Genomic DNA, 19,590 nt, shown 5'->3' with positions numbered 1-19,590 from the left:
CGCTCGCATGATTGGATTGAGGAAAATCCAAGGAAATGTTCCGGCCGTGATTGTGTCCGGGCGCCATAATCGACATCAGTATCCGCATGACCGCCCCTATTGTCCAATCACGCGATGGAATCACGCTGCTGGGCGCGGGGGCCGTGGGGCCTGAAGATCTGGAGCTTGCGCTGGCCCATGCGCCGGTGCTGGTGGCCGCGGACGGCGGTGCCGCGGCGGCGCTGGCGGCGGGCCACCTGCCCGAGGCGGTGATCGGCGATCTCGATTCGCTGCCGGAGGCGGCGCGCGCGGCGCTGGGCCCCGGGCGGCTGCACCGCGTGCCCGAGCAGGAGACCACCGATTTCAACAAGTGCCTGCGGCTGACCGCAGCGCCGTTCCACCTGGCGGTGGGCTTTCTGGGGCGGCGGTTCGACCACACGCTGGCCGCGATGACCGAACTTGTCCGCGCGCCCGGGCCGGTGCTGGCGCTGGGCGAGGAGGACGTGATCTTCCGCGCCCCGCCGCGGCTGGCGCTGGACCTGCCGGCGGGCACGCGGCTGTCGCTTTATCCGATGGGGCCGGTCAGCGGCGCGTCGGAGGGGCTGCGCTGGCCGGTCGACCGGATCGGCTTCGCGCCGGCGGGACGGATCGGCACCTCGAACGAGGTGACCGGGCCGGTGCGGCTGGCGCTGGTCGGGCCGATGCTGGTAATCGTGCCGCGCGCGCAGCTGGGCGCGGCGGTGCGGGCGCTTACTGCGGCAGGATGACCCGCGCGCGGCGCGCGACGACGCGTTCGCGGTGGATGACATAGAGGCCCGAGGCGACGATCACGCCGATGCCGGCCCAGGTCATCCCGGCGGGGAAATCGCCGAAGAACAGATAGCCAAACAGCGTCGCCGTCACGATCTCGAGGTAGTGCAGCGGCGCGAGCGTGGCCGAGGGGGCGAATTTCAGCGCGTAGGTGATCGCCATGTGGCTGACGGTGGCGGCGAGCCCGACACCGGCGCACCAGCCCCAGATCGCGGGGTCCGCGGGCAGGGCGACGGCGAAGGCCGGCACGCCCGAGACCGCGCCCGCGGCCATCAGCGGCAGGCAGCCCAGCCCGGCGAAGAGCGCGGTGTGGAACTGCATCGGCACCGGGTGCATCTCTCGCGAGAGCCGCCGGGTGATCAGCATGTAAAGCGCGAAGGTCACCGCGGTGCCCAGCGGGAACAGCGCCACCGCGCCGAAATTGGCGAACGAGGGCTGGATCACCACCAGCGCGCCCAGAAAGCCCACGGCGCAGGCGGACAGTCGGCGGGGGCCGACCTCCTCGCCCATGGCGAAGCGGCCGATCATCAGGATCACGAAGGGCTCGACGAAGGCGATGGCCAGCGCGTCGGCGATCGGCATCACCTGCACCGCGGCGACGAAGCTGAAGGTCGAGACGATGGCGCAGGCGCCGCGCAGCGCGGTCAGCCCGGCGGCGCGGGCGGTGATGCGGAAGCCGGGGCCCAGCAGCGCCACGACCGGCGCCATCAGCACCGCCTGCACCACGAAGCGGCCGAAGGTGACGGTCGCGACCGGCGCCCCCTGCGCGGCGGCCTTCGACGAGACGTCGATCAGCGGCGCGATCAGGCAGAACAGCACCATCAGCCCCATCCCGGCCAGCACGCGGTCGGTCGGGGGCGGGGCGGCGGTGGCGAGCGGGGCGGCGGGGCTGACGGTCATGGCGCCTGATAGCCGGGCGCCGTCACCGCCGCCATTCCGAAAGCGACATCCTGCCGCAGGCGGCGCGACGGCGGCGGCGAAGACACCTGTGGTGGCGGCCGTCTCAACAGTTCGGCACGTTCACCGCGAGGCCGCCGAGCGAGGTTTCCTTGTACTTCTCGTGCATGTCGCGCCCGGTCTGGCGCATCGTCTCGATCGCGGCATCAAGCGGCACGAGGTGCTGGCCGTCGCCCCTGAGCGCGAGCGAGGCCGCCGACACCGCCTTGATCGCGCCAAGCCCGTTGCGCTCGATGCAGGGCACCTGCACCAGCCCCTTCACCGGGTCGCAGGTCATGCCGAGGTGATGCTCGAGCGCGATCTCGGCCGCGTTCTCGATCTGCTCGGGCGTGCCGCCCAGCACCGCCGCCAGCCCCGCCGCGGCCATCGCCGCGGCCGAGCCGACCTCGGCCTGGCAGCCGCATTCCGCGCCCGAGATCGAGGCGTTGGTCTTCACCAGCCCGCCGATCGCGGCCGAGGTCAGCAGGAACTCCCCGATCCGCGAGCGGCTCGCCCCCGGCACGTGGTCGAGCCAGTAGCGGATCACCGCGGGCATCACCCCGGCGGCGCCGTTGGTGGGCGCGGTGACGACCTGGCCGCCGGCGGCGTTCTCTTCGTTCACCGCCATGGCGTAGGTCGACATCCAGTCGTTGATCGCGTGCGGCGCGGTCAGGTTCACGCCGCGCTCGGCCAGCAGCGCGTCGTGGATGCCCTTGGCGCGGCGGCGCACCTTGAGGCCCCCGGGCAGGATGCCGTCGGTCACGAGGCCGCGGTCGATGCAGGCCTCCATCACCGACCAGATCCGCCGGATGCCCGCATCGATCTCGGTCTCGGTGCGGAACACGCGTTCGTTCGCGCGCTTCATCGCGGCGATGCTCAGCCCCGTGGCCTTCGCCATCTCCAGCATCTCGGCCGCGGTGCGGAACGGGTGGGGGACCGGCGAGGGGGCCTTGAGGTCGGCATCGGTGATGCCCGACTGCTCGGCCTCGGTCAGCACGAAGCCGCCGCCGATGGAATAATAGGTCTCCTGCTCGATCACGTCGCCCTGCGCGTCGGTCGCCATCAGGATCATGCCGTTCGCGTGGCCGGGCAGGGCGGGGCCGAAATCGAACTGCAGGTCGGTGGCCGGGTCGAACCGCATCGGCGGCAGGCCGGGCACGGTGATCGAGCGCGTCCCGGCGATGGCGGCCAGCACGGCCTCGGCGCGGTCGTGGTCGTAGCTTGCCGGTTCGAACCCCGCGAGCCCGAGGATCGTCGCGCGGTCGGTCGCGTGGCCCTTGCCGGTGAAGGCGAGTGAGCCGTGCAGCGAGGCGCGCAGTCCCGCGGGCTGGAACGGCGAGCCGCGCAGACGCTCGAGAAAGCGCGCGCCGGCGACCATCGGGCCCATCGTGTGCGACGAGGAGGGGCCGACGCCGATCTTGAAGACGTCGAAGACGGAGAGAAACATGGGCAGCACCTTAGCGGGGTTTCCCCCTTCTCGCACCCCGGGCCCGGGGGCAAGCGGCGAAAAGCGACGCTTGCGGCGAGGAAGGCGGTCGGCGCGGACGCTTCGCGGGCCGGCCCGCGCGGCCCCGGCGGCAGGGCAGGCGCCGGGGTCAGTCGCGGGGTCAGCCGCCGAAGAAGTCCCAGATCAGCTTGAGGTTCAGCGCCACGATCACCCCGGCGATCAGCGTGGCGAACAGGGCGAGCCACAGCGGCGCCACCAGCGCGCCCATCTTGCCGCGGTCGGTGGTGAACATCACCAGCGGCACGACCGCGAAGGACAGCTGCAGCGACAGCACGACCTGCGTCAGGATCAGCAGCTCTCCGGTGCCGGAGCTGCCGTAGAGGATCGTCACCCCGGCCGCCGGGATGATCGCGATGCCGCGCGTCACCGCCCGCCGCACCCAGGGCGCGAGCTTCATCTGCAAGAAGCCCTCCATCACCGCCTGGCCGGCCAGCGTCGCGGTGACGGTCGAGTTCAGCCCGCAGCACAGGAGCGCGATGGCGAACAGCGCCGGCGCGACCGAGTCGCCCAGCATCGGCCCGATCAGCGCATGGGCCTGGTCGATCTCGGCCACGTCCATCCGCCCGACCGCGTGGAACGAGGCGGCGGCGAGGATCAGGATCGAGGCGTTGATCAGCAGCGCGAACATCAGCGCGATCGTCGAATCCCAGGTCGCCCAGGTCAGCGCCTCGCGCTTTTCGGGCAGGGTCTCGCCATAGGCGCGGGTCTGCACGATGGCCGAGTGCAGGTAGAGGTTGTGGGGCATCACCGTCGCGCCGAGGATCCCGAGCGCGAGATAGAGCATCTCGGGGTTGCGCACGATCTCGACCGTGGGCGCGAAGCCCAGCACCACGCCGCGCCAGTCGGGATCGGCCAGCACCACCTGGATGCCGAAACAGGCGGTGATCACGGCCAGCAGCGCGATCACGAAGGCCTCGAGCCAACGGAACCCCTTCTTCTGCAGCCACAGGATCAGGAACACGTCGAGCGATGTCAGGATCACCCCCAGTTCCAGCGGGATGCCGAACAGAAGGTTGAGCCCGATCGCGGTGCCGATGACCTCGGCGATGTCGGTGGCGATGATCGCCAGTTCCGCCAGCGCCCAGAGCGGCACCCGCACCCAGGGCGCGAAGGCGTCGCGGCAGGCCTGCGCCAAGTCGCGCCCCGAGGCGATGGCGAGCCGCGCGCAGAGCGACTGCAGCACGATCGCCATGATGTTCGAGATCAGCGCCACCGACAGCAGCGTGTAGCCGAACGAGGACCCCCCGGCGAGCGAGGTCGCCCAGTTGCCCGGGTCCATGTAGCCCACGGCCACCATGTAGCCGGGGCCGAGGAAGGCCGCGATCCGCCGCAGCCCCGCCTTGGGCACCTGCACCGAGCCGTGGACGTCGGCCAGCGCCGCCTCGCCCCGGCCCTGCCGCCAGTCGTCGCCCTTGCCCGCGAAGGCCCCGATGCCGAATTGATCCGCCATGATGCTCCGAGATCACCGCGCGGGTTGGTCCCGCGGTGCCTGCTGCTGTCCTGCCCGTGCCGCCTGCCGCGAATGGGCTGTAAATGAGAGCCATTCGCAAGAGGGGAGAATGGGCTGCCGGCGCGGCATGTCAAGCGCCGCGTTGCGGCGCCGGGGCCGTCACCGGCCTTGAGGCGCCGCGCGGCAGCGTCTAGCAGGGGGGCAGGAGGTGCCCGATGCCCGATCAGACCCCTGCCGATGCCGACCTGGCGCGGTTCTTCACCCGCGACGACGGCAGCTTTCTGTGCGCGCGCTGGGCGCGGCCGATCGTGCCGGTCGTGTTCGGCGCCGCCGACGAGACCCTGGCCACGGTCAAGGGCGCGATCGAGACGGTGGTGCTGCTGGCCGGCCACCGCATGGCCGAGACCGACCCCGAGCAGGGCGCGAACCTGTTCGTCTTCTTCCTGCGCGACTGGGCCGAGCTGGCGGCGGTGCCCGACCTCGACCGCCTGCTGGGCGGGGCGGGGGCGACGGCCGACCTGGTGGCGCGGCTGCAGGCGGCGGGGGCGCACCAGTACCGCAGTTTCCGGTTCGAGGCCTCGGGCGCGATCCGGGCGGGCTTCGTCTTCCTGCGCATCGCCGGCCCGCTGGCCGAGATCCCGGCCGACGCGCTGGCGCTGGACGAGGCGGTGCGGATGATCCTGACCTGGGGCCCCGCCGCCTTCCGCGACCGCGCCGCGCTGGCCGAGGCGAACGGGCTGGCGGTGATCCGGCCGGGGATCGCGGCGCTGGTCGCGGCGGCCTACGACCCGGTGCTGCCGGCGGCGGCGACCGATCCCGTCCATGCCCTGCGCCTGCGCGCGCGCCTGTCGAAGGACCTGCCATGAGCGAGCCGCATCGCCTTGCCCTGCGTGTCTACTACGAGGACACCGACCTTGCGGGGATCGTCTACTACGCGAACTACCTGAAGTTCATCGAGCGCGGCCGGTCGGAATGGGTGCGCGAGCTGGGCCTGGACCAGCGCCGGATGAAGGAGGAGGACCACCTTGTCTTCGCGGTGCGCCGGGTCGAGGCCGACTATCTGCGCCCGGCGCGGTTCGACGACGAACTGGTGGTCGAGACGCGGCTGATCGGCGCCACCGCGGCGCGCATCGTGCTTGAGCAGGCGGTCCTGCGCGGCGGCGAGCGGCTGTTCGGCGCGCTGGTGACGCTGGTGTGCATGACCGAGGCCGGGGCGCCGGCGCGGATGCCGGCGGCGCTGCGCGCAAAGCTGGTGCCGGCGGTGCACTGAGCGGCGCCGCACCCGCCGTCGGCCCAGATCTTGTGCCACGGCGGAAATGGCATGGCAGACCTGCGCCCACCTGACGCAGATGTGTTGGCTTTCCCCTTCCAAACCGGTAGAATCCGCGCCAATGAGAGCCGCAAGAACGCGGCCCCCAACACCGGCGAGCAGTATAGTCATGGACACCCACGCCCTTGCCTCGGCGCAGGAGATCGATTTCTCCTTGCTTGCGCTTTTCGCGCGCGCCTCTCTGACCGTGAAACTGGTGATGCTGATGCTGATCTGCGCCAGCATCTGGTCCTGGGCGATCATCATCCAGAAATTCATCACCTACCGCCTCGCCCGGCGCGAGGCCTCGATCTTCGACCGCGCCTTCTGGTCGGGCGAGCCGCTGGACGAGCTGTTCGAGAAGATCGGCTCGGCCCCCGACGGCGCGTCGGAAAAGGTCTTCGCCGCCGGCATGCTGGAATGGCGCCGGTCGCACCGCGACGACGGCAAGCTGATCGCGGGCGCGCACAGCCGCATCGACCGCTCGATGGACGTGGCGATCGCCAAGGAGAGCGAGCGGCTGAATTCGGGCCTGGGCGTGCTGGCCACCACCGGATCGACCGCGCCGTTCATCGGCCTGTTCGGCACGGTCTGGGGCATCAAGACCGCCTTCGAGGAGATCGCGATCTCGCAAAACACCTCGCTCGCCGTCGTGGCGCCGGGCATCGCCGAGGCGCTGCTGGCCACCGGCATCGGCCTGGTCGCCGCGATCCCGGCCGTGATCTTCTACAACAAGCTCTCGGGTGACAGCGACCGGATCGTCTCGGGCTACGAGGCCTTCGCCGACGAGTTCTCGACCATCCTCTCGCGCCAGCTGGACGCCTGATCCATGGGCGCGGGGGTCATGAAGAAGGGCGGCGGCGGTGGCCGTCGCGGGGGCGGGCGGCGGCGCGGCGGTGGCCGCTCGGCCGCGATGAGCGAGATCAACATCACGCCCTTCGTCGACGTGATGCTGGTGCTGCTGATCATCTTCATGGTCGCGGCGCCGCTGCTGACGGTGGGGGTGCCGCTCGAACTGCCGAAGACGGCCGCGCAGGCGGTCCCGACCGAGCAGGAAGAGCCGCTGACGATCTCGCTTCAGGCCGACGGCACAGTGTCGATCATGAACACCGCCACCTCGCAGGACGAGCTGGTGACGCGGCTGCAGGCGATCGCGGCCGAGCGGCAGGACAACAAGATCTTCCTGCGCGCCGACGGCACGATCCCCTACGAGCGCGTGGTGCAGGTCATGGGGGCGCTGAACAACGCCGGCTTCTCGGCGATCACGCTGGTGACCGATGGCGGCGGGCCGACGATGACCGGCCAGCAGGCCGTGAACAACTGACATCCCGCGACACGGCGCGCGCCCCGGGGCGGGGCGCGGCCTCTCGCAAGCTTGGCTGAAGGCAGGCATGGAACGTTCGGAAAGAATCGGCATCACGGTATCGGCAGGGGGCCACGCGGCGGTGGTGCTCTGGGCGGTGCTGGGCGGCTGGCTCTTCCAGCCGCGCCCCAGCGAGCCGGTCGAGAGCGCCGAGGTCTCGATCATGTCGGAATCCGACTTCGCCGCGCTGCAGGCATCGGCCGAAGCGGCGGCGAGCCGCGCGCCCGAGCCGCCCGGCGCGGCGCCCGACGCGCCGGCCCCGGCGGCCGAGCCCGAGGCGGCGCCCGAGGCCGCGGCCCCGGCCCCCGAACCCGAACCCGCGGCGGCCCCCGTGGCCGCGGCGCCGCCGCCGCCCGCGCCCGAGGCCGCCCCCGACCTGTCGGCGGTGACGCCGCCCGCACCCGCGGTGGCGCCCGCGCCGCCGACCCCGCCGGCGCCGCCGGTGGTCGAACCCTCGGCGACGATGATGTCCGAGGTCAGCCCGCGGCCGCGCCAGCGCCCGGCGCAGCGCGTCGCGCCCACCCCCGCGCCGCCGCCGCCGCCCGAGGCCGCCGTCGCGCCCGAGACCGTGGCCGAGACCCGCCCCGATCCCACGCCCGAGCCCGCCCCGGTGCAGGAGCCCGAGCGCCCGGCCGCGCCCGAGGAGGCCGCGACCGAGATCGCGACCGAGGAGAACCGCGCCGACGAGACGCGGACCTCGGCGCCGGACCAGACCGCGCGCCCGCGCTCGCGCCCCGAGCGGCCGCAGCCGGCCGAGCCGACCCCGGCCGAGACCCGCACCGCCTCGAGTGACCAGGCCGCCGCCGACGCGAAGGCCGCCGCCGATGCCAAGGCTGCCGCGGACAAGAAGGCCGCCGAGAAGAAGGCGGCGGATGCCAAGGCCGCCGCCGACAAGGCCGCAGCGGACAAGGCAGCGGCTGACAAGGCCGCCGCCGAGAAGAAGGCCGCTGACAAGAAGGCAGCTGACAAGGCGGCCGCCGACAAGAAGGCCGCGGCCGACAAGAAGGCCGCCGCCGACCGCGCCGCCGCCGAGAAGGCCGCGACCGAGGCCGCGCTGAAGCAGGCGATGGGCCAGGGCAGCGGCTCGGGCGCCACCTCGCAGGGCGAGAGTCGCCAGGGCCAGGGCCTTGCCGCCGACGGCCCGCCGATGACCTCGGGCGAGAAGGACGCGCTGCGCGTCGCGGTTCAGGGCTGCTGGAACATCGGCTCGCTGTCGTCCGAGGCGCAGCGGGTGACGGTCACCGTCGGCATGAAGATGGGCCCCGACGGCAAGCCGATCTCGTCCTCGATGCGGATGGTCGATTTCTCGGGCGGGTCCGAAGACGCCGCCAAGCAGGCCTACGAGGCCGGGCGCCGCGCGATCCTGCGCTGCGCCGGCCCGACGGGCTATGACCTCCCGGCCGAGAAATACGGCCAGTGGGAGAACATCGAGATGGTCTTCAACCCGAGCGGGATGCGCATGAAATGACGCCTGCCGCCAACGCACCCGGAACCAGGGGGAGATTTCCCATGCACGCCAGGACGACCCGCACGGCCGGCCTCGCCGCCCTCATGCTCACCGCAGCCCTCGGCCTCGGCCTTGGCCTTGGCTCCGCCGCCCCGGCGCTGGCGCAGGAGCGCGGACCGCTGCGCATCGAGATCACCGACGGCACGATCGAGCCCTTGCCCTATGCCGCCCCGGTCTTCGTGGCCGAGAACGCGGCCGCGCAGCAGGTCGCCCAGCAGCTGACGCAGGTGCTGAACGCGGACCTCACCGGCTCGGGCCTGTTCCGCGAGATCCCGGCCTCGGCCCATATCGCGCGCATCAGCTCGTTCGATGCCCCGGTCGGCTACCAGGACTGGCGCGCGATCAATGCCGAGGCGCTGATCGCGGGGTCCGTCTCGGTCTCCGGCGACCGGCTGACGGTCAAGTTCCGCCTGTACGACGTCTTCGCCGGCCAGCAGCTGGGCGAGGGGCAGCAATACGTCGCCTCGACCGGCTCGTGGCGGCGGATGGCGCACAAGGTCGCCGACCAGGTCTATTCGCGCATCACCGGCGAGGGCGGCTATTTCGACAGCCGCGTCGTCTTCGTGCAGGAGCAGGGGCCGAAGGACAACCGGCTCAAGCGCCTGGGCATCATGGATTACGACGGCGCGGGCACCCAGTACCTCACCGACAGCTCGACCATCGTGATGTCGCCGCGCTTCTCGCCGACCGGCGACCGGATCCTCTACACCACGTTCGAGACCGGCTTCCCGCGCATCAAGATGCTGAACCTCTCGAACGTCTCGTCGCAGCTCCTGCCCGAGACGCCCGGCACCATGACCTTCGCGCCGCGCTTCTCGCCCGACGGCAGCCAGATCGTCTATTCGGTCGAGCAGGGCGGCAACACCGACATCTGGAAGATGGACCTGCGCTCGGGCCAGACCCAGCGCCTGACCAACACCCCCGCGATCGAGACCGCGCCCTCGTTCTCGCCCGACGGCTCGCGCATCGTGTTCGAAAGCGACCGCTCGGGCGGCCAGCAGATCTACATCATGGGCGCCAACGGCGGCGAGCCGACGCGGATCTCGTTCGGCGAGGGCCGCTATGGCACGCCGGTCTGGTCGCCGCGCGGCGACCTGATCGCCTTCACCAAGCAGAATGCCGGGCGCTTCCACATCGGCGTCATGCGCACCGACGGCTCGGAAGAGCGGCTTCTCACGGCCTCGTTCCTTGACGAGGGTCCGACCTGGGCGCCGAATGGCCGCGTGGTGATGTTCACGCGCGAGACCGCCGGCGCCGGCGGCGAGCCGCGGCTGTTCTCGGTGGATGTCTCGGGGCGCAACCTCAAGCCGGTGCCGACCTCGGGCGCGGCCTCGGATCCGGCCTGGTCGCCGCTGCTGAAATAGCGCGGCGCGGGCCGCGCGGGGCGAAGGCTGGCGTTTCCAACGGCCCAACCCTTTGCTAAAGCGGGACGAGACGGATCACGGCAACCGATCAACGCCGGGGCGCGGAATGCCCCGGCAGCAAAAACAGGCGGAACAGCATGAAACTTCATTCCTCTGCGCTTCTTCTCCTCTGCGCGCTCGCGCTCGCGGCGTGCAACAACCCCAACCGCTACGGCGCCGGCGGCGCGGGTGCCGGCGGAATGGGCGGTGCCGGCGGCTATGGTGCGGGCGGCTACGGCGCCGGCGGGGCCGACGATCCGAACAACCCCAACTCGCCCGCCTACTTCCAGCAGACCATCGGCGACATGGTGAACTTCGCCGTCGACCAGTCGACGATCGACGGCCAGGCCCGGATGATCCTGACCGGGCAGGCGCAGTGGCTGAACTCGCACCCGAACTACACCGCGATCATCGAAGGCCATGCCGACGAACAGGGCACGCGCGAGTACAACATCGCGCTGGGCGCCCGCCGCGCCTCGGCCGTGCAGGACTTCCTGATCGCGAGCGGCGTCTCGGCCGCCCGCCTGCGCACCGTCAGCTACGGCAAGGAACGCCCGCTGGCCGTGTGCTCGGAGGAAAGCTGCTACGCCCGCAACCGCCGCGCCGTGACCGTGATCTCGGTCGGCGCCGGCAGCTGAGAGCAGAGGTGACCATGTCCCGGTTCCCGATCCGCGCGGCGCTTCTCGCCTTCGCGACCAGCACGGCGATGGGCGCGGCCCTCGCCGGGCCGGCCGGGGCCGAGACGGTCGCCGACATCCGAAACGAGCTGTCGCAGCTTGCCGCCCAGATCCAGGGCCTGAAGCAGGAGCTGACCTCGAACGGGGCCAGCCTGCAGGCGGCGGGCGGCACCGGCGCGCTTGACCGGATGAACACGATGGAGGCCGAGCTGTCGCGGCTCACTTCCGCCACCGAAGAGCTGCAGAACCGCGTGAACCGCGTGGTCGCGGACGGCACCAACCGCATCGGCGACATCGAGTTCCGCCTGTGCGAGATGGAGGACGGCTGCGACGTCGGCAACCTGCCGATCACCGCGAGCCTTGGCGGGTCGGGCGGCGGCGGCGGCGGCACGGCGGCGATGACCGCGCCGGCACCCGCGGCCGCGGCACCCGCGCGGGCCCCGGCCGCCGCGGCCGGGCCGGAACTAGCCATGAACGAGAAAGCGGATTTCGACCGGGCCAAGGGGGTGCTCGATTCCGGTGACTTTCGCCGCGCCGCGGACCAGTTTGCGGCCTTTGCCCAATCCTATCCTGGCTCGCCGCTGATGGGCGACGCGCAGTTCCTGCGCGGTCAGGCGCTTGAGCAGGCGGGCGATACCGCCAATGCCGCCCGCGCCTATCTCGACGGCTTCTCGAACGCCCCCGAGGGCACCCGGGCGCCCGAGAACCTGACCCGGCTGGGCATGATGCTGGGCCAGCTTGGCCAGGTGAACGAGGCCTGCGTCACCCTGTCCGAGGTCGGCAACCGCTTCCCCTCGGCGCCGCAGGTGTCGCAGGCGCGCTCGGCCATGGGCCAGCTGCGCTGCCAGTAATCCCGGCGGTGGATCCCGCCTCCGCCCTTCGCACCGGTTTCGCGCCCGGGGTCCCGCAGGCCCTGGGCGTCGCCGTTTCGGGGGGCGGCGATTCCGTCGCGCTGCTGCACCTTCTGGCGGAGTGGCGCGCGCAGGGCGGGCCGGATCTTGCCGTGGCCACCGTCGACCACGGCCTGCGCCCCGAGGCCGCGGCCGAGGCGGCGGGCGTCGCCCGCGCCTGTGCCGCGCTGGGCCTGCCGCATGACACGCTGCCTTGGCGCTGGGATGGCCGCGGCAACCTGCCCGATGCCGCGCGGCGCGGGCGCACCGACGCGCTCGCGGGCTGGGCGCGGGGCAGGGGGCTGGCGGATGTCACGCTGGGCCACACCCGCGACGACCAGGCCGAGACGCTGCTGATGCGCCTTGCGCGCGGGTCGGGCGTCGACGGGCTGTCGGCCATGGCGGGCTGCCGGCGCGCGGGCGGGCTCAGCTGGTGGCGCCCGCTGCTGCAGGTCGGGCGGGACGAGCTGCGCGACTGGCTGCGCGCCCGCGCGATCCCCTGGGTCGAGGACCCGTCGAACGACGACACGGCCTATGCGCGGGTGCGGATGCGTCAGGCGCTGCCCGCGCTGGCCGCGCTGGGGATCGACACCGCCACGCTGGCCGCGACCGCCGCGCGGATGGCCGCGGCCCGCGAGGTGCTCGAGGCCGCCGCCGACGCGCTGGCCCGCCGCGCCGCGCGGATCGAGGCGGGCGACGTGACGCTCGATGCGGCCGCGCTTGCCGCGGCGCCGGCCGAGACGCGGCTGCGGCTGTTCTCGCGCGCGCTGCTGTTCGTCGCGCCCGCCGACTACCGCCCCCGCGCCGCGCAGGCCGAGGCCGCGCTGGCGACCGCGCTCGCCGGCGGGCGCTGCACGCTGGCGGGGGCGCTGGTCATCGGCGGGCGCCGGCTGCGCCTTGCGCGCGAGGCTGCCGCCGTCGCGGGCCTTGTCGCCGCGCCGGGCGCCACCTGGGACGGGCGCTGGCGCCTTGAAGGTCCTGAGGCGGGGCTGCCTGAGGCGGGGATGGCAGAGCCGGGGGCCGAGATCCGCGCCCTGGGCCCCGAGGGGCTTTTGCAGCTGGCGGACTGGCGCGCGGCGGGCCGGCCCCATGCCGTGGCGGTGGCCGATCCCGGCGTCTGGCTGGGCGACCGGCTGCTGGCCGCGCCGACGCTCGTGCCCTCGGCCGGGTGGCGCGCGACGCTGCTGGTGCCGCCCGCGGGCCTCTACGGGCCGGGTGCCGCCGCGTCACCCGCGTGACGCGACAGGATCACTGACCCGAGACCGCGGCAATGACGCATTGAACCCGGCGACCAAATCCCTATTTTGTGCTTCGTGCGCCCGGACCGTCGGCAAGCGGCCTCGCGCGCGCAGAGTCATGGAGGTCTCCCCTTGGGAAACGCGCGTAACATCGCCTTCTGGGTCGTGCTTTTCTTGCTCATTCTGGCGCTGTTCAACCTGTTCTCGGGCGGGCAGAGCACCATGAATGCGCGCACGCTCAGCTATTCGGAATTCATCAACCGGGTCGACAACGGCGAGGTGGCGAGCGTCAGGCTCGACGGCGAGCAGGTCATCCTGCGCGGCAAGGACGGGCAGACCTACACCACCGTCCGGCCCGAGGGCGAGGAACTCGCCGACAAGCTGATTTCGCAGAACGTCGAGGTCACGGTCGAGAAGCAGGAGCAGTCGGGCTTCCTGTCCATGCTCTCGCTCTGGCTGCCGTTCCTGCTGCTGATCGGCATCTGGATCTTCTTCATGAACCGCATGCAGGGCGGTGGCCGCGGCGGCGCGATGGGCTTTGGCAAGTCGCGCGCCAAGCTGCTGACCGAAAAGCAGGGCCGGGTCACCTTCGACGATGTCGCCGGCATCGACGAGGCGAAGGAAGAGCTGGAAGAGATCGTCGAATTCCTGCGCAATCCGCAGAAATTCAGCCGCCTCGGCGGCAAGATCCCCAAGGGTGCGCTGCTGGTCGGCCCCCCGGGCACCGGCAAGACGCTTCTCGCCCGCGCCATCGCCGGCGAGGCGGGCGTGCCGTTCTTCACCATCTCGGGCTCTGACTTCGTCGAGATGTTCGTGGGCGTCGGCGCCAGCCGCGTGCGCGACATGTTCGAGCAGGCCAAGAAGAACGCCCCCTGCATCGTCTTCATCGACGAGATCGACGCGGTCGGCCGCTCGCGCGGCGTCGGCTTCGGCGGCGGCAACGACGAGCGCGAGCAGACGCTGAACCAGCTGCTGGTCGAGATGGACGGCTTCGAGGCCAACGAGGGCATCATCATCGTCGCCGCGACCAACCGTCGCGACGTGCTCGACCCCGCGCTGCTGCGCCCGGGCCGCTTCGACCGCCAGATCCACGTGCCGAACCCCGACATCAAGGGCCGGGAAAAGATCCTCAACGTCCACGCCCGCAAGGTGCCGCTGGGCCCGAACGTCGACCTGCGCCTGATCGCGCGCGGCACGCCGGGCTTCTCGGGCGCCGATCTGATGAACCTCGTGAACGAGGCCGCGCTGATGGCCGCGCGCGTCGGGCGCCGCTTCGTCTCGATGGAAGATTTCGAGAATGCGAAGGACAAGGTGATGATGGGGGTGGAACGCCGCTCGCTCGTCCTCACCGACGACCAGAAGGAAAAGACCGCCTATCACGAGGCGGGGCACGCCATCGTCGGCCTGCTGCTGCCGAAATGCGATCCGGTCTACAAGGCCACGATCATCCCGCGCGGCGGCGCGCTGGGGATGGTGGTCTCGCTGCCCGAGATGGACCGGCTGAACTTCCACAAGGACGAGGCGCGCCAGAAGCTGGCGATGACCATGGCCGGCAAGGCCGCGGAAATCATCAAGTACGGCGAGGAGGGCGTGTCGAACGGCCCCGCGGGCGACATCCAGCAGGCCTCGGCGCTCGCCCGCGCCATGGTCATGCGCTGGGGCATGTCCGACAAGGTCGGCAACATCGATTATGCCGAGGCCCACGAGGGCTATCAGGGCAACACCGGCGGCTTCTCGGTCTCGGCTCACACCAAGGAGCTGATCGAGGAAGAGGTGAAGGGCCTGATCGAAGAGGGCTATGTCAACGCCCGCCAGCTGCTGATCGACAATGCCGAGGCCTTCGAGCGCCTGGCCCAGGGGCTTCTCGAATACGAGACGCTGACGGGCGAGGAGATCAAGAAGGTCATGCGCGGCGAGGCGCTTGGCGATGACGACGACGGGTCGTCCTCGACCGGGTCGACGGCGATGCCCGCGATCCCCAAGGTGACCAAGCCGAAGATCACCAAGGGCGGCGACGGCGGGCTCGAGCCCGAGCCGATGGCCTGAGCCCGACCCCGATGAAGGCGAAGGATGCAGCCGGGGACTGGAGCCCCGAGGCCTATGGCCGGTTCCGCGACCTGCGGCTGCGTCCCGCGCTTGACCTGATGGCGCGGGTCGGCGCGCTGCCCGAGGGCAGCATCGTCGATCTGGGCTGCGGATCGGGCGCCGTCGGCCCGGCCTTGGCCGCCCGCTTCGCCGGGCGCGTCCTGACCGGGATCGACACCTCGTCGTCCATGCTCGAGCGGGCGCGCGCCACCGGCGCCTATGGCCGGCTGGTGCAGGTCGACGCGGCGCGGTGGCAGGCCGACGGCCCGGTCGCGCTGATCTTCTCGAATGCCGCGCTGCAATGGCTGCCCGACCACGAGCGGCTGCTGCCCGAGCTGGTGGGCGAGCTTGCGCCGGGCGGCGTTCTTGCGGTGCAGATGCCGCGCCAGCACGCCGCGCCCTCGCACCGGTTCCTGCGCGAATTCGCCGCCGACATGTTCCCCGACCGGTTCGACTATGCCGACTGGCAGCCGCCGGTCGGCGTGGCGCTGGATTATCAGCGGGTGCTGAATCCGCTCGGCCTGCTCGACATCTGGGAAACCGAATACCTTCAGCGCCTGACGCCCGCGGCCGGGGGAGAGGGCCATCCGGTGCGCCGTTTCACCGAATCGACGGCGCTGCGCCCGGTTCTGGACCGGCTGGACGAGGCCGAGCGCGCGCGCTTCCTGCGCCGCTATGACGAGGCGCTTGCCGCCGCCTACCCGGTCGAGGTCGACGGTGCGGTGATCTTCCCGTTCCGCCGCCTGTTCCTCGTGCTCTCGACGCTTGCCGCCTGAGCCGCGGCACCGTCTGCCGCACGGGCGCGAAGGCCGATCCCCCGAACGCGACACGCCGCCCCGGGGCAGGGGGCGGCGCGTCGGTCGGCGTCAGGTGGCGTCGTCTCAGACGAGGACGAGCACCGTCGAGGCAATGGCCAGGCCGAGGCCGAAGCCAAGGTTGATCGCGATGGTGGCGGCACGCATTGTCGTCTCCCGCAGTTGCAAGTCTCTTGTGCAGTCAACGCGAATGTGGCGGCAGGGTTCCGCCGATGCCGGTTCGGCGCTGCGGGATGCCGCTTGGCGCCCTCCGAACCGCCGCGACGGGCGCTATGGGCTGGTGCGGCGGTGCTCGGGTCTTGAGACGGCCGCGCAAACAGGGCATCAGACCGCCAAAGCCGTCACCGACCCCGGGGGAGATCTCATGAAGGATGCGCGCGACATCGCGACCATGGCCGAGCTGAGGGCCGAGATCGACGCGATCGACCGCAGCCTGGTCGAGATCCTGTCGCGCCGCCAGACCATGATCGACCGCGCGATCGAGCTGAAGCCCGGCGAGGGCCTGCCCGCGCGGATCGAGACCCGGGTCGAGGACGTGGTCGCCAAGGTCCGCGCCCATGCCGGCGCCTCGGGGCTGGACGCGGGCGTGGCCGAGCGGATCTGGCGGGTCATGATGGATGGGTTCATCGCGCGCGAAGAGCGCGTGCTGGGCCGCGAATAGGCGCCGCGGGCGCGGGGGACGAAGCCGATGTCGAAGGAGACGGGCATGAGCGGACAGGCGGCGATCATCGACGGCAAGGCCTTCGCGGCCGGCCTGCGCGGGCGCATCGGGGCGCAGGTGGCGCGGCTGAAGGCCGATCACGGCATCACGCCGGGTCTCGCGGTGGTGCTGGTCGGCGAGGATCCGGCAAGCCAGGTCTACGTGCGCAACAAGGGGCGCCAGACCGTCGAGGTCGGGATGGCGAGCTTCGAGCACAAGCTGCCGGCCGAGACGCCCGAGGCCGAGCTGGCGGACCTGGTCGCGCGGCTGAACGCCGATCCCGCGGTGCATGGCATCCTCGTGCAGCTGCCGCTGCCGGCGCACATGGACGCGACCAAGGTCATCAACGCGATCGACCCGGCCAAGGATGCCGACGGCTTCCACATCCTGAACGTCGGGCTTCTGGGCACCGGGCAGAAGGCGATGGTGCCCTGCACCCCGCTTGGCTGCCTGATGATGCTGCGCGACCACCTGGGATCGCTCGCGGGGCTGAACGCGGTGGTCGTGGGCAGGTCGAACATCGTCGGCAAGCCGATGGCGCAGCTGCTGCTGAACGAAAGCTGCACCGTCACCGTCGCCCACAGCCGCACCCGCGACCTGGCCCAGGTCTGCCGCGGCGCCGACATCCTTGTCGCGGCCGTCGGCCGCCCGGGCATGATCAAGGGCGACTGGGTCAAGCCCGGCGCGACGGTGATCGATGTCGGCATCAACCGGATCGAGGTCGACGGCAAGGCCAGGCTCACCGGCGATGTCGAGTTCGAGACCGCCGTGCGCACCGCCGGCGCGATCACCCCGGTGCCGGGCGGCGTCGGGCCGATGACCATCGCCTGCCTGCTGGCCAACACCCTCACGGCCTGCTGCCGGGCGAACGGCCTGCCCGACCCCGAGGGGCTGACCCCCTGAGTCAGCCCGCGGGCACCGCCGTGGTGGTGCCCTGCAGCAATGCCACCGCCTTGCGCGCGCCGTCGCGCTCGGCGAAGACCTCGGCGGTGACCACGCTGACCCGCCGGCCGGCGCGCACCACGCGCCCCTCGGCCAGCAGCCGGTCGCCGACCGCGGGCGCCAGCAGGTTGATCTTCATCTCGATCGTGACGACCTCCTGCTCGGCGGGCATCAGGCTGAGCGCGGCATAGCCCGCGGCGCTGTCGCCGATGGCGAAGGTGGCGCCGGCATGGGCCCAGCCCTGCTGCTGCCCCAGGTGCGGCGCCAGCGGCAGCTCGATCACCGCGCGCCCCGGGCCGACCTCGACCAGCCGTGCGCCCAGGGTCGCCATCATCGCCTGGCGGGCGAAGCTTTGCGCGATCCGCGCGACCAACGCGTCATCCTGCATCAACTGTCCTCCGCAACCCGCTGGAATCGTTGCATGGCTGTTACAATCTGGCGATTGCTCCGTCACGTCACTGCGGATAAGTTGTTGCTGTTGTCGAAATTCGGAACGCGACGTGGGCCGAGCCTTCGCAGAATGGAAAGAGGTCGTCGGATCGCGCAAGGCGCGGAACGTCTGGCTGATCCTCGCCACCATCACCGGGGTGACCGGGCCCTTCGGCAGCTACCATGACATGGCGCTGCCGGTGCGGCTGATCTACTGGCCGCTGGTCGTCGCGGCCGCGATCGGGCTGGGGGCGGCGGTGCGCATCATCGTGCGCGAGGTGCTGGGGATCACCGGGTTCTGGCGCGGCGCCGTGGTCGTCGCGGTGCTGAACATGGCGGTATTCACGCCGCTTCTGGTGCTGATCTCGCCGATGGCCAGCGCCGGCGGGGTGCCGACGGCGGCCGAATTCGCAAGCTTCGTGCTGGTCGGATCGCTGGGCATGTCGGCGATCCGCGTGGTGCTCGGGGTCGACAGGCACGGGGCAGAGCCGCCCGCCGTCCCGCGCGCGGCCTCGCCGGCGGACGCGCCGCACCCGGCGGACGAGCCGGTTTCCCAAGGCGAGCCGGTGGCCGACGGCGGGTCGCGCCTGATCGGGCGCCTGCCCGAGCCCGAGCGGGGCGCGCTGATCCGGATCTCGGGGCTCAACCACCATGTCGAGATCCATACCGAGCACGGCATCTCGAAGATCCTGCTGCGCTTTGCCGATGCCGTGGCCGAGGCCGCCCCGACCGAGGGGCTGCAGGTCCACCGCTCGCACTGGGTCGCGGTGGACTCGGTGCGCGGGCTGGAACGACGCGCGGGCCGGACGGTGCTGGTGATGGTCGACGGGGCCGAGGTGCCGGTCAGCCGAAACTACCGCGACGCGGTCGCGACCGCGGGCTTCGGCTGAGCGCCGGGCGCATCGGCATCGCCACCGCGCGCGGGCCGCACAGCACCGCCACCGCGCGCGGCCCCATCAGCGCGTCCAGCACCGCCGCGCCGGTCTCGAGCCCGCCGGTATAGCAGCCGAAGGCCGGCAGGATCACCCGCGCGCCGTCGATCAGGAAGCAGGGCCGCGCCGACCCGCCCCCCGGCAGCCGCGCCTTGGGGTGGTAATGCCCCGAAATCTCGGCGCTGTGTTCGGCCCGCGCGATGTGGCGAAACACCAGCGGTCCCGCGCGCAGCTCTGCCAGGTGGGTGCCGCCAAGGGTCAGGGGGCCGGGGTCGTGGTTGCCCTCGATCCAGATCCAGCGCCGGCCCGCCATCAGCCGCGCAAGCCAGCCGGCCTCGTCATCGGGCAGCGCGGCGGCGGCCAGGTCGTCGAAGCTGTCGCCAAGGCAGACCACGGTCGCCGGGTCCAGCGCCTCGATCTCGGCATCCAGCCGGGCCAGCGTCTCGCGCGTCTCGTAGGGCGGCAGCAGCGTGCCGCCGCGCCGCGCGATCCGGGCCGACTTGCCCAGGTGCAGGTCCGACACCGTCAGCACCGCCTCGGCCGGCCACCAGAGGGCGCCCGAGCCGCGGGCCTGCAGCGCCGCATCCGACAGGGTGAAGGCATGGAAACTCATCGCCC

The 19,590-nt window shown here is 71.8% G+C and carries 20 protein-coding genes; 15 read left to right on the top strand and 5 right to left on the bottom strand.

Features of this window, described 5'->3' with window-relative positions:
- Positions 1 to 86 precede the first annotated feature (86 nt).
- Positions 87 to 746 (top strand): thiamine pyrophosphokinase, encoded by a 660-nt coding sequence (locus V8J39_RS14815; RefSeq protein ID WP_336461707.1) that lies wholly within the window; start codon positions 87 to 89, stop codon positions 744 to 746.
- Here the strand turns inward: V8J39_RS14815 and V8J39_RS14810 are convergent.
- From V8J39_RS14810 to V8J39_RS14800, 3 genes are all read right to left on the bottom strand, one after another.
- Positions 730 to 1,689 (bottom strand): DMT family transporter, encoded by a 960-nt coding sequence (locus V8J39_RS14810; RefSeq protein ID WP_336461706.1) that lies wholly within the window; start codon positions 1,687 to 1,689, stop codon positions 730 to 732. The genes V8J39_RS14815 and V8J39_RS14810 overlap by 17 nt on opposite strands.
- 103 nt (positions 1,690 to 1,792) lie before the next feature.
- Positions 1,793 to 3,172 (bottom strand): L-serine ammonia-lyase, encoded by a 1,380-nt coding sequence (locus V8J39_RS14805; protein WP_336461705.1) that lies wholly within the window; start codon positions 3,170 to 3,172, stop codon positions 1,793 to 1,795.
- Between the two features lie 160 nt (positions 3,173 to 3,332).
- On the bottom strand, positions 3,333 to 4,682 hold the full coding sequence (locus V8J39_RS14800; RefSeq protein WP_336461704.1) for an Nramp family divalent metal transporter: 1,350 nt from the start codon (positions 4,680 to 4,682) through the stop codon (positions 3,333 to 3,335).
- 215 nt (positions 4,683 to 4,897) lie between these two features.
- Here V8J39_RS14800 and V8J39_RS14795 point away from each other — a divergent pair, with 215 nt between their 5' ends.
- From V8J39_RS14795 to folD, 13 genes are all read left to right on the top strand, one after another.
- Positions 4,898 to 5,548, top strand: coding sequence for a hypothetical protein (locus V8J39_RS14795; RefSeq protein WP_336461703.1), 651 nt, complete (start codon positions 4,898 to 4,900; stop codon positions 5,546 to 5,548).
- The gene (gene ybgC / locus V8J39_RS14790; protein ID WP_336461702.1) at positions 5,545 to 5,952 is read left to right on the top strand and encodes a tol-pal system-associated acyl-CoA thioesterase; all 408 of its coding nucleotides are present in this window, start codon (positions 5,545 to 5,547) and stop codon (positions 5,950 to 5,952) included. The genes V8J39_RS14795 and ybgC overlap by 4 nt, the downstream gene beginning before the upstream one ends.
- Before the next feature lie 169 nt (positions 5,953 to 6,121).
- Positions 6,122 to 6,817 (top strand): protein TolQ, encoded by a 696-nt coding sequence (tolQ, locus tag V8J39_RS14785; RefSeq protein ID WP_336461701.1) that lies wholly within the window; start codon positions 6,122 to 6,124, stop codon positions 6,815 to 6,817.
- Positions 6,818 to 6,820: 3 nt separating this feature from the next.
- A complete protein-coding gene (tolR, locus tag V8J39_RS14780; protein ID WP_336461700.1) occupies positions 6,821 to 7,315 on the top strand; it encodes a protein TolR in 495 nt (164 codons plus the stop codon).
- A gap of 67 nt (positions 7,316 to 7,382) precedes the next feature.
- Positions 7,383 to 8,822 (top strand): cell envelope integrity protein TolA, encoded by a 1,440-nt coding sequence (tolA, locus tag V8J39_RS14775; protein ID WP_336461699.1) that lies wholly within the window; start codon positions 7,383 to 7,385, stop codon positions 8,820 to 8,822.
- An 83-nt stretch (positions 8,823 to 8,905) separates the two neighbouring features.
- Positions 8,906 to 10,225 carry a Tol-Pal system beta propeller repeat protein TolB gene (gene tolB / locus V8J39_RS14770; RefSeq protein WP_336461903.1) on the top strand — a complete coding sequence of 440 codons (1,320 nt, stop codon included), beginning with the start codon at positions 8,906 to 8,908 and terminating at the stop codon, positions 10,223 to 10,225.
- 137 nt (positions 10,226 to 10,362) lie between these two features.
- Complete coding sequence (pal, locus tag V8J39_RS14765; protein ID WP_336461698.1) at positions 10,363 to 10,902, top strand: peptidoglycan-associated lipoprotein Pal; 540 nt, start codon at positions 10,363 to 10,365, stop codon at positions 10,900 to 10,902.
- A 14-nt stretch (positions 10,903 to 10,916) separates the two neighbouring features.
- Positions 10,917 to 11,792, top strand: coding sequence for a tol-pal system protein YbgF (gene ybgF, locus V8J39_RS14760; RefSeq protein ID WP_336461697.1), 876 nt, complete (start codon positions 10,917 to 10,919; stop codon positions 11,790 to 11,792).
- An 8-nt stretch (positions 11,793 to 11,800) separates the two neighbouring features.
- Positions 11,801 to 13,069: a tRNA lysidine(34) synthetase TilS gene (tilS, locus tag V8J39_RS14755; RefSeq protein ID WP_336461696.1), complete on the top strand. Its 1,269-nt coding sequence runs from the start codon at positions 11,801 to 11,803 to the stop codon at positions 13,067 to 13,069.
- A gap of 132 nt (positions 13,070 to 13,201) precedes the next feature.
- A complete protein-coding gene (gene ftsH, locus V8J39_RS14750) occupies positions 13,202 to 15,115 on the top strand; it encodes an ATP-dependent zinc metalloprotease FtsH (protein WP_336461695.1) in 1,914 nt (637 codons plus the stop codon).
- Positions 15,116 to 15,126: 11 nt separating this feature from the next.
- Positions 15,127 to 15,930: a methyltransferase domain-containing protein gene (locus tag V8J39_RS14745; RefSeq protein WP_336461694.1), complete on the top strand. Its 804-nt coding sequence runs from the start codon at positions 15,127 to 15,129 to the stop codon at positions 15,928 to 15,930.
- A 403-nt stretch (positions 15,931 to 16,333) separates the two neighbouring features.
- A complete protein-coding gene (locus V8J39_RS14740; RefSeq protein WP_336461693.1) occupies positions 16,334 to 16,630 on the top strand; it encodes a chorismate mutase in 297 nt (98 codons plus the stop codon).
- A 45-nt stretch (positions 16,631 to 16,675) separates the two neighbouring features.
- Positions 16,676 to 17,572, top strand: coding sequence for a bifunctional methylenetetrahydrofolate dehydrogenase/methenyltetrahydrofolate cyclohydrolase FolD (gene folD, locus V8J39_RS14735; protein WP_336461692.1), 897 nt, complete (start codon positions 16,676 to 16,678; stop codon positions 17,570 to 17,572).
- A gap of 1 nt (position 17,573) precedes the next feature.
- Here the strand turns inward: folD and V8J39_RS14730 are convergent, their stop codons facing one another.
- The gene (locus V8J39_RS14730; RefSeq protein WP_336461691.1) at positions 17,574 to 17,999 is read right to left on the bottom strand and encodes a PaaI family thioesterase; all 426 of its coding nucleotides are present in this window, start codon (positions 17,997 to 17,999) and stop codon (positions 17,574 to 17,576) included.
- A gap of 112 nt (positions 18,000 to 18,111) precedes the next feature.
- Between V8J39_RS14730 and V8J39_RS14725 the strand changes: the two genes are divergently transcribed.
- On the top strand, positions 18,112 to 18,930 hold the full coding sequence (locus V8J39_RS14725; RefSeq protein ID WP_336461690.1) for a LytTR family DNA-binding domain-containing protein: 819 nt from the start codon (positions 18,112 to 18,114) through the stop codon (positions 18,928 to 18,930).
- Here V8J39_RS14725 and pdeM read toward each other — a convergent pair.
- Entirely contained in the window at positions 18,884 to 19,585 is a 702-nt protein-coding gene (pdeM, locus tag V8J39_RS14720) for a ligase-associated DNA damage response endonuclease PdeM (RefSeq protein WP_336461689.1), read from the bottom strand. The genes V8J39_RS14725 and pdeM overlap by 47 nt on opposite strands.
- Positions 19,586 to 19,590: the final 5 nt, after the last annotated feature.

This window comes from Frigidibacter sp. MR17.24 (genome assembly GCF_037095655.1).
GTDB lineage: Bacteria > Pseudomonadota > Alphaproteobacteria > Rhodobacterales > Rhodobacteraceae > Frigidibacter.
This window is presented reverse-complemented; position numbering and strand designations above follow the sequence as displayed.

Bases quoted from the DNA above. Each gene is read 5' to 3' on its own strand.
- ybgF (WP_336461697.1), top strand. From the start codon at position 10,917: ATGTCCCGGTTCCCGATCCGCGCGGCGCTTCTCGCCTTCGCGACCAGC.
- tolQ (WP_336461701.1), top strand. From the start codon at position 6,122: ATGGACACCCACGCCCTTGCCTCGGCGCAGGAGATCGATTTCTCCTTG.
- V8J39_RS14800 (WP_336461704.1), bottom strand. From the start codon at position 4,682: ATGGCGGATCAATTCGGCATCGGGGCCTTCGCGGGCAAGGGCGACGAC.
- tolR (WP_336461700.1), top strand. From the start codon at position 6,821: ATGGGCGCGGGGGTCATGAAGAAGGGCGGCGGCGGTGGCCGTCGCGGG.
- tolB (WP_336461903.1), top strand. From the start codon at position 8,906: ATGCTCACCGCAGCCCTCGGCCTCGGCCTTGGCCTTGGCTCCGCCGCC.
- pal (WP_336461698.1), top strand. From the start codon at position 10,363: ATGAAACTTCATTCCTCTGCGCTTCTTCTCCTCTGCGCGCTCGCGCTC.
- V8J39_RS14730 (WP_336461691.1), bottom strand. From the start codon at position 17,999: ATGCAGGATGACGCGTTGGTCGCGCGGATCGCGCAAAGCTTCGCCCGC.
- V8J39_RS14805 (WP_336461705.1), bottom strand. From the start codon at position 3,172: ATGTTTCTCTCCGTCTTCGACGTCTTCAAGATCGGCGTCGGCCCCTCC.
- V8J39_RS14810 (WP_336461706.1), bottom strand. From the start codon at position 1,689: ATGACCGTCAGCCCCGCCGCCCCGCTCGCCACCGCCGCCCCGCCCCCG.
- ybgC (WP_336461702.1), top strand. From the start codon at position 5,545: ATGAGCGAGCCGCATCGCCTTGCCCTGCGTGTCTACTACGAGGACACC.
- folD (WP_336461692.1), top strand. From the start codon at position 16,676: ATGAGCGGACAGGCGGCGATCATCGACGGCAAGGCCTTCGCGGCCGGC.
- V8J39_RS14740 (WP_336461693.1), top strand. From the start codon at position 16,334: ATGAAGGATGCGCGCGACATCGCGACCATGGCCGAGCTGAGGGCCGAG.
- V8J39_RS14795 (WP_336461703.1), top strand. From the start codon at position 4,898: ATGCCCGATCAGACCCCTGCCGATGCCGACCTGGCGCGGTTCTTCACC.
- V8J39_RS14745 (WP_336461694.1), top strand. From the start codon at position 15,127: ATGAAGGCGAAGGATGCAGCCGGGGACTGGAGCCCCGAGGCCTATGGC.
- tolA (WP_336461699.1), top strand. From the start codon at position 7,383: ATGGAACGTTCGGAAAGAATCGGCATCACGGTATCGGCAGGGGGCCAC.
- pdeM (WP_336461689.1), bottom strand. From the start codon at position 19,585: ATGAGTTTCCATGCCTTCACCCTGTCGGATGCGGCGCTGCAGGCCCGC.
- V8J39_RS14815 (WP_336461707.1), top strand. From the start codon at position 87: ATGACCGCCCCTATTGTCCAATCACGCGATGGAATCACGCTGCTGGGC.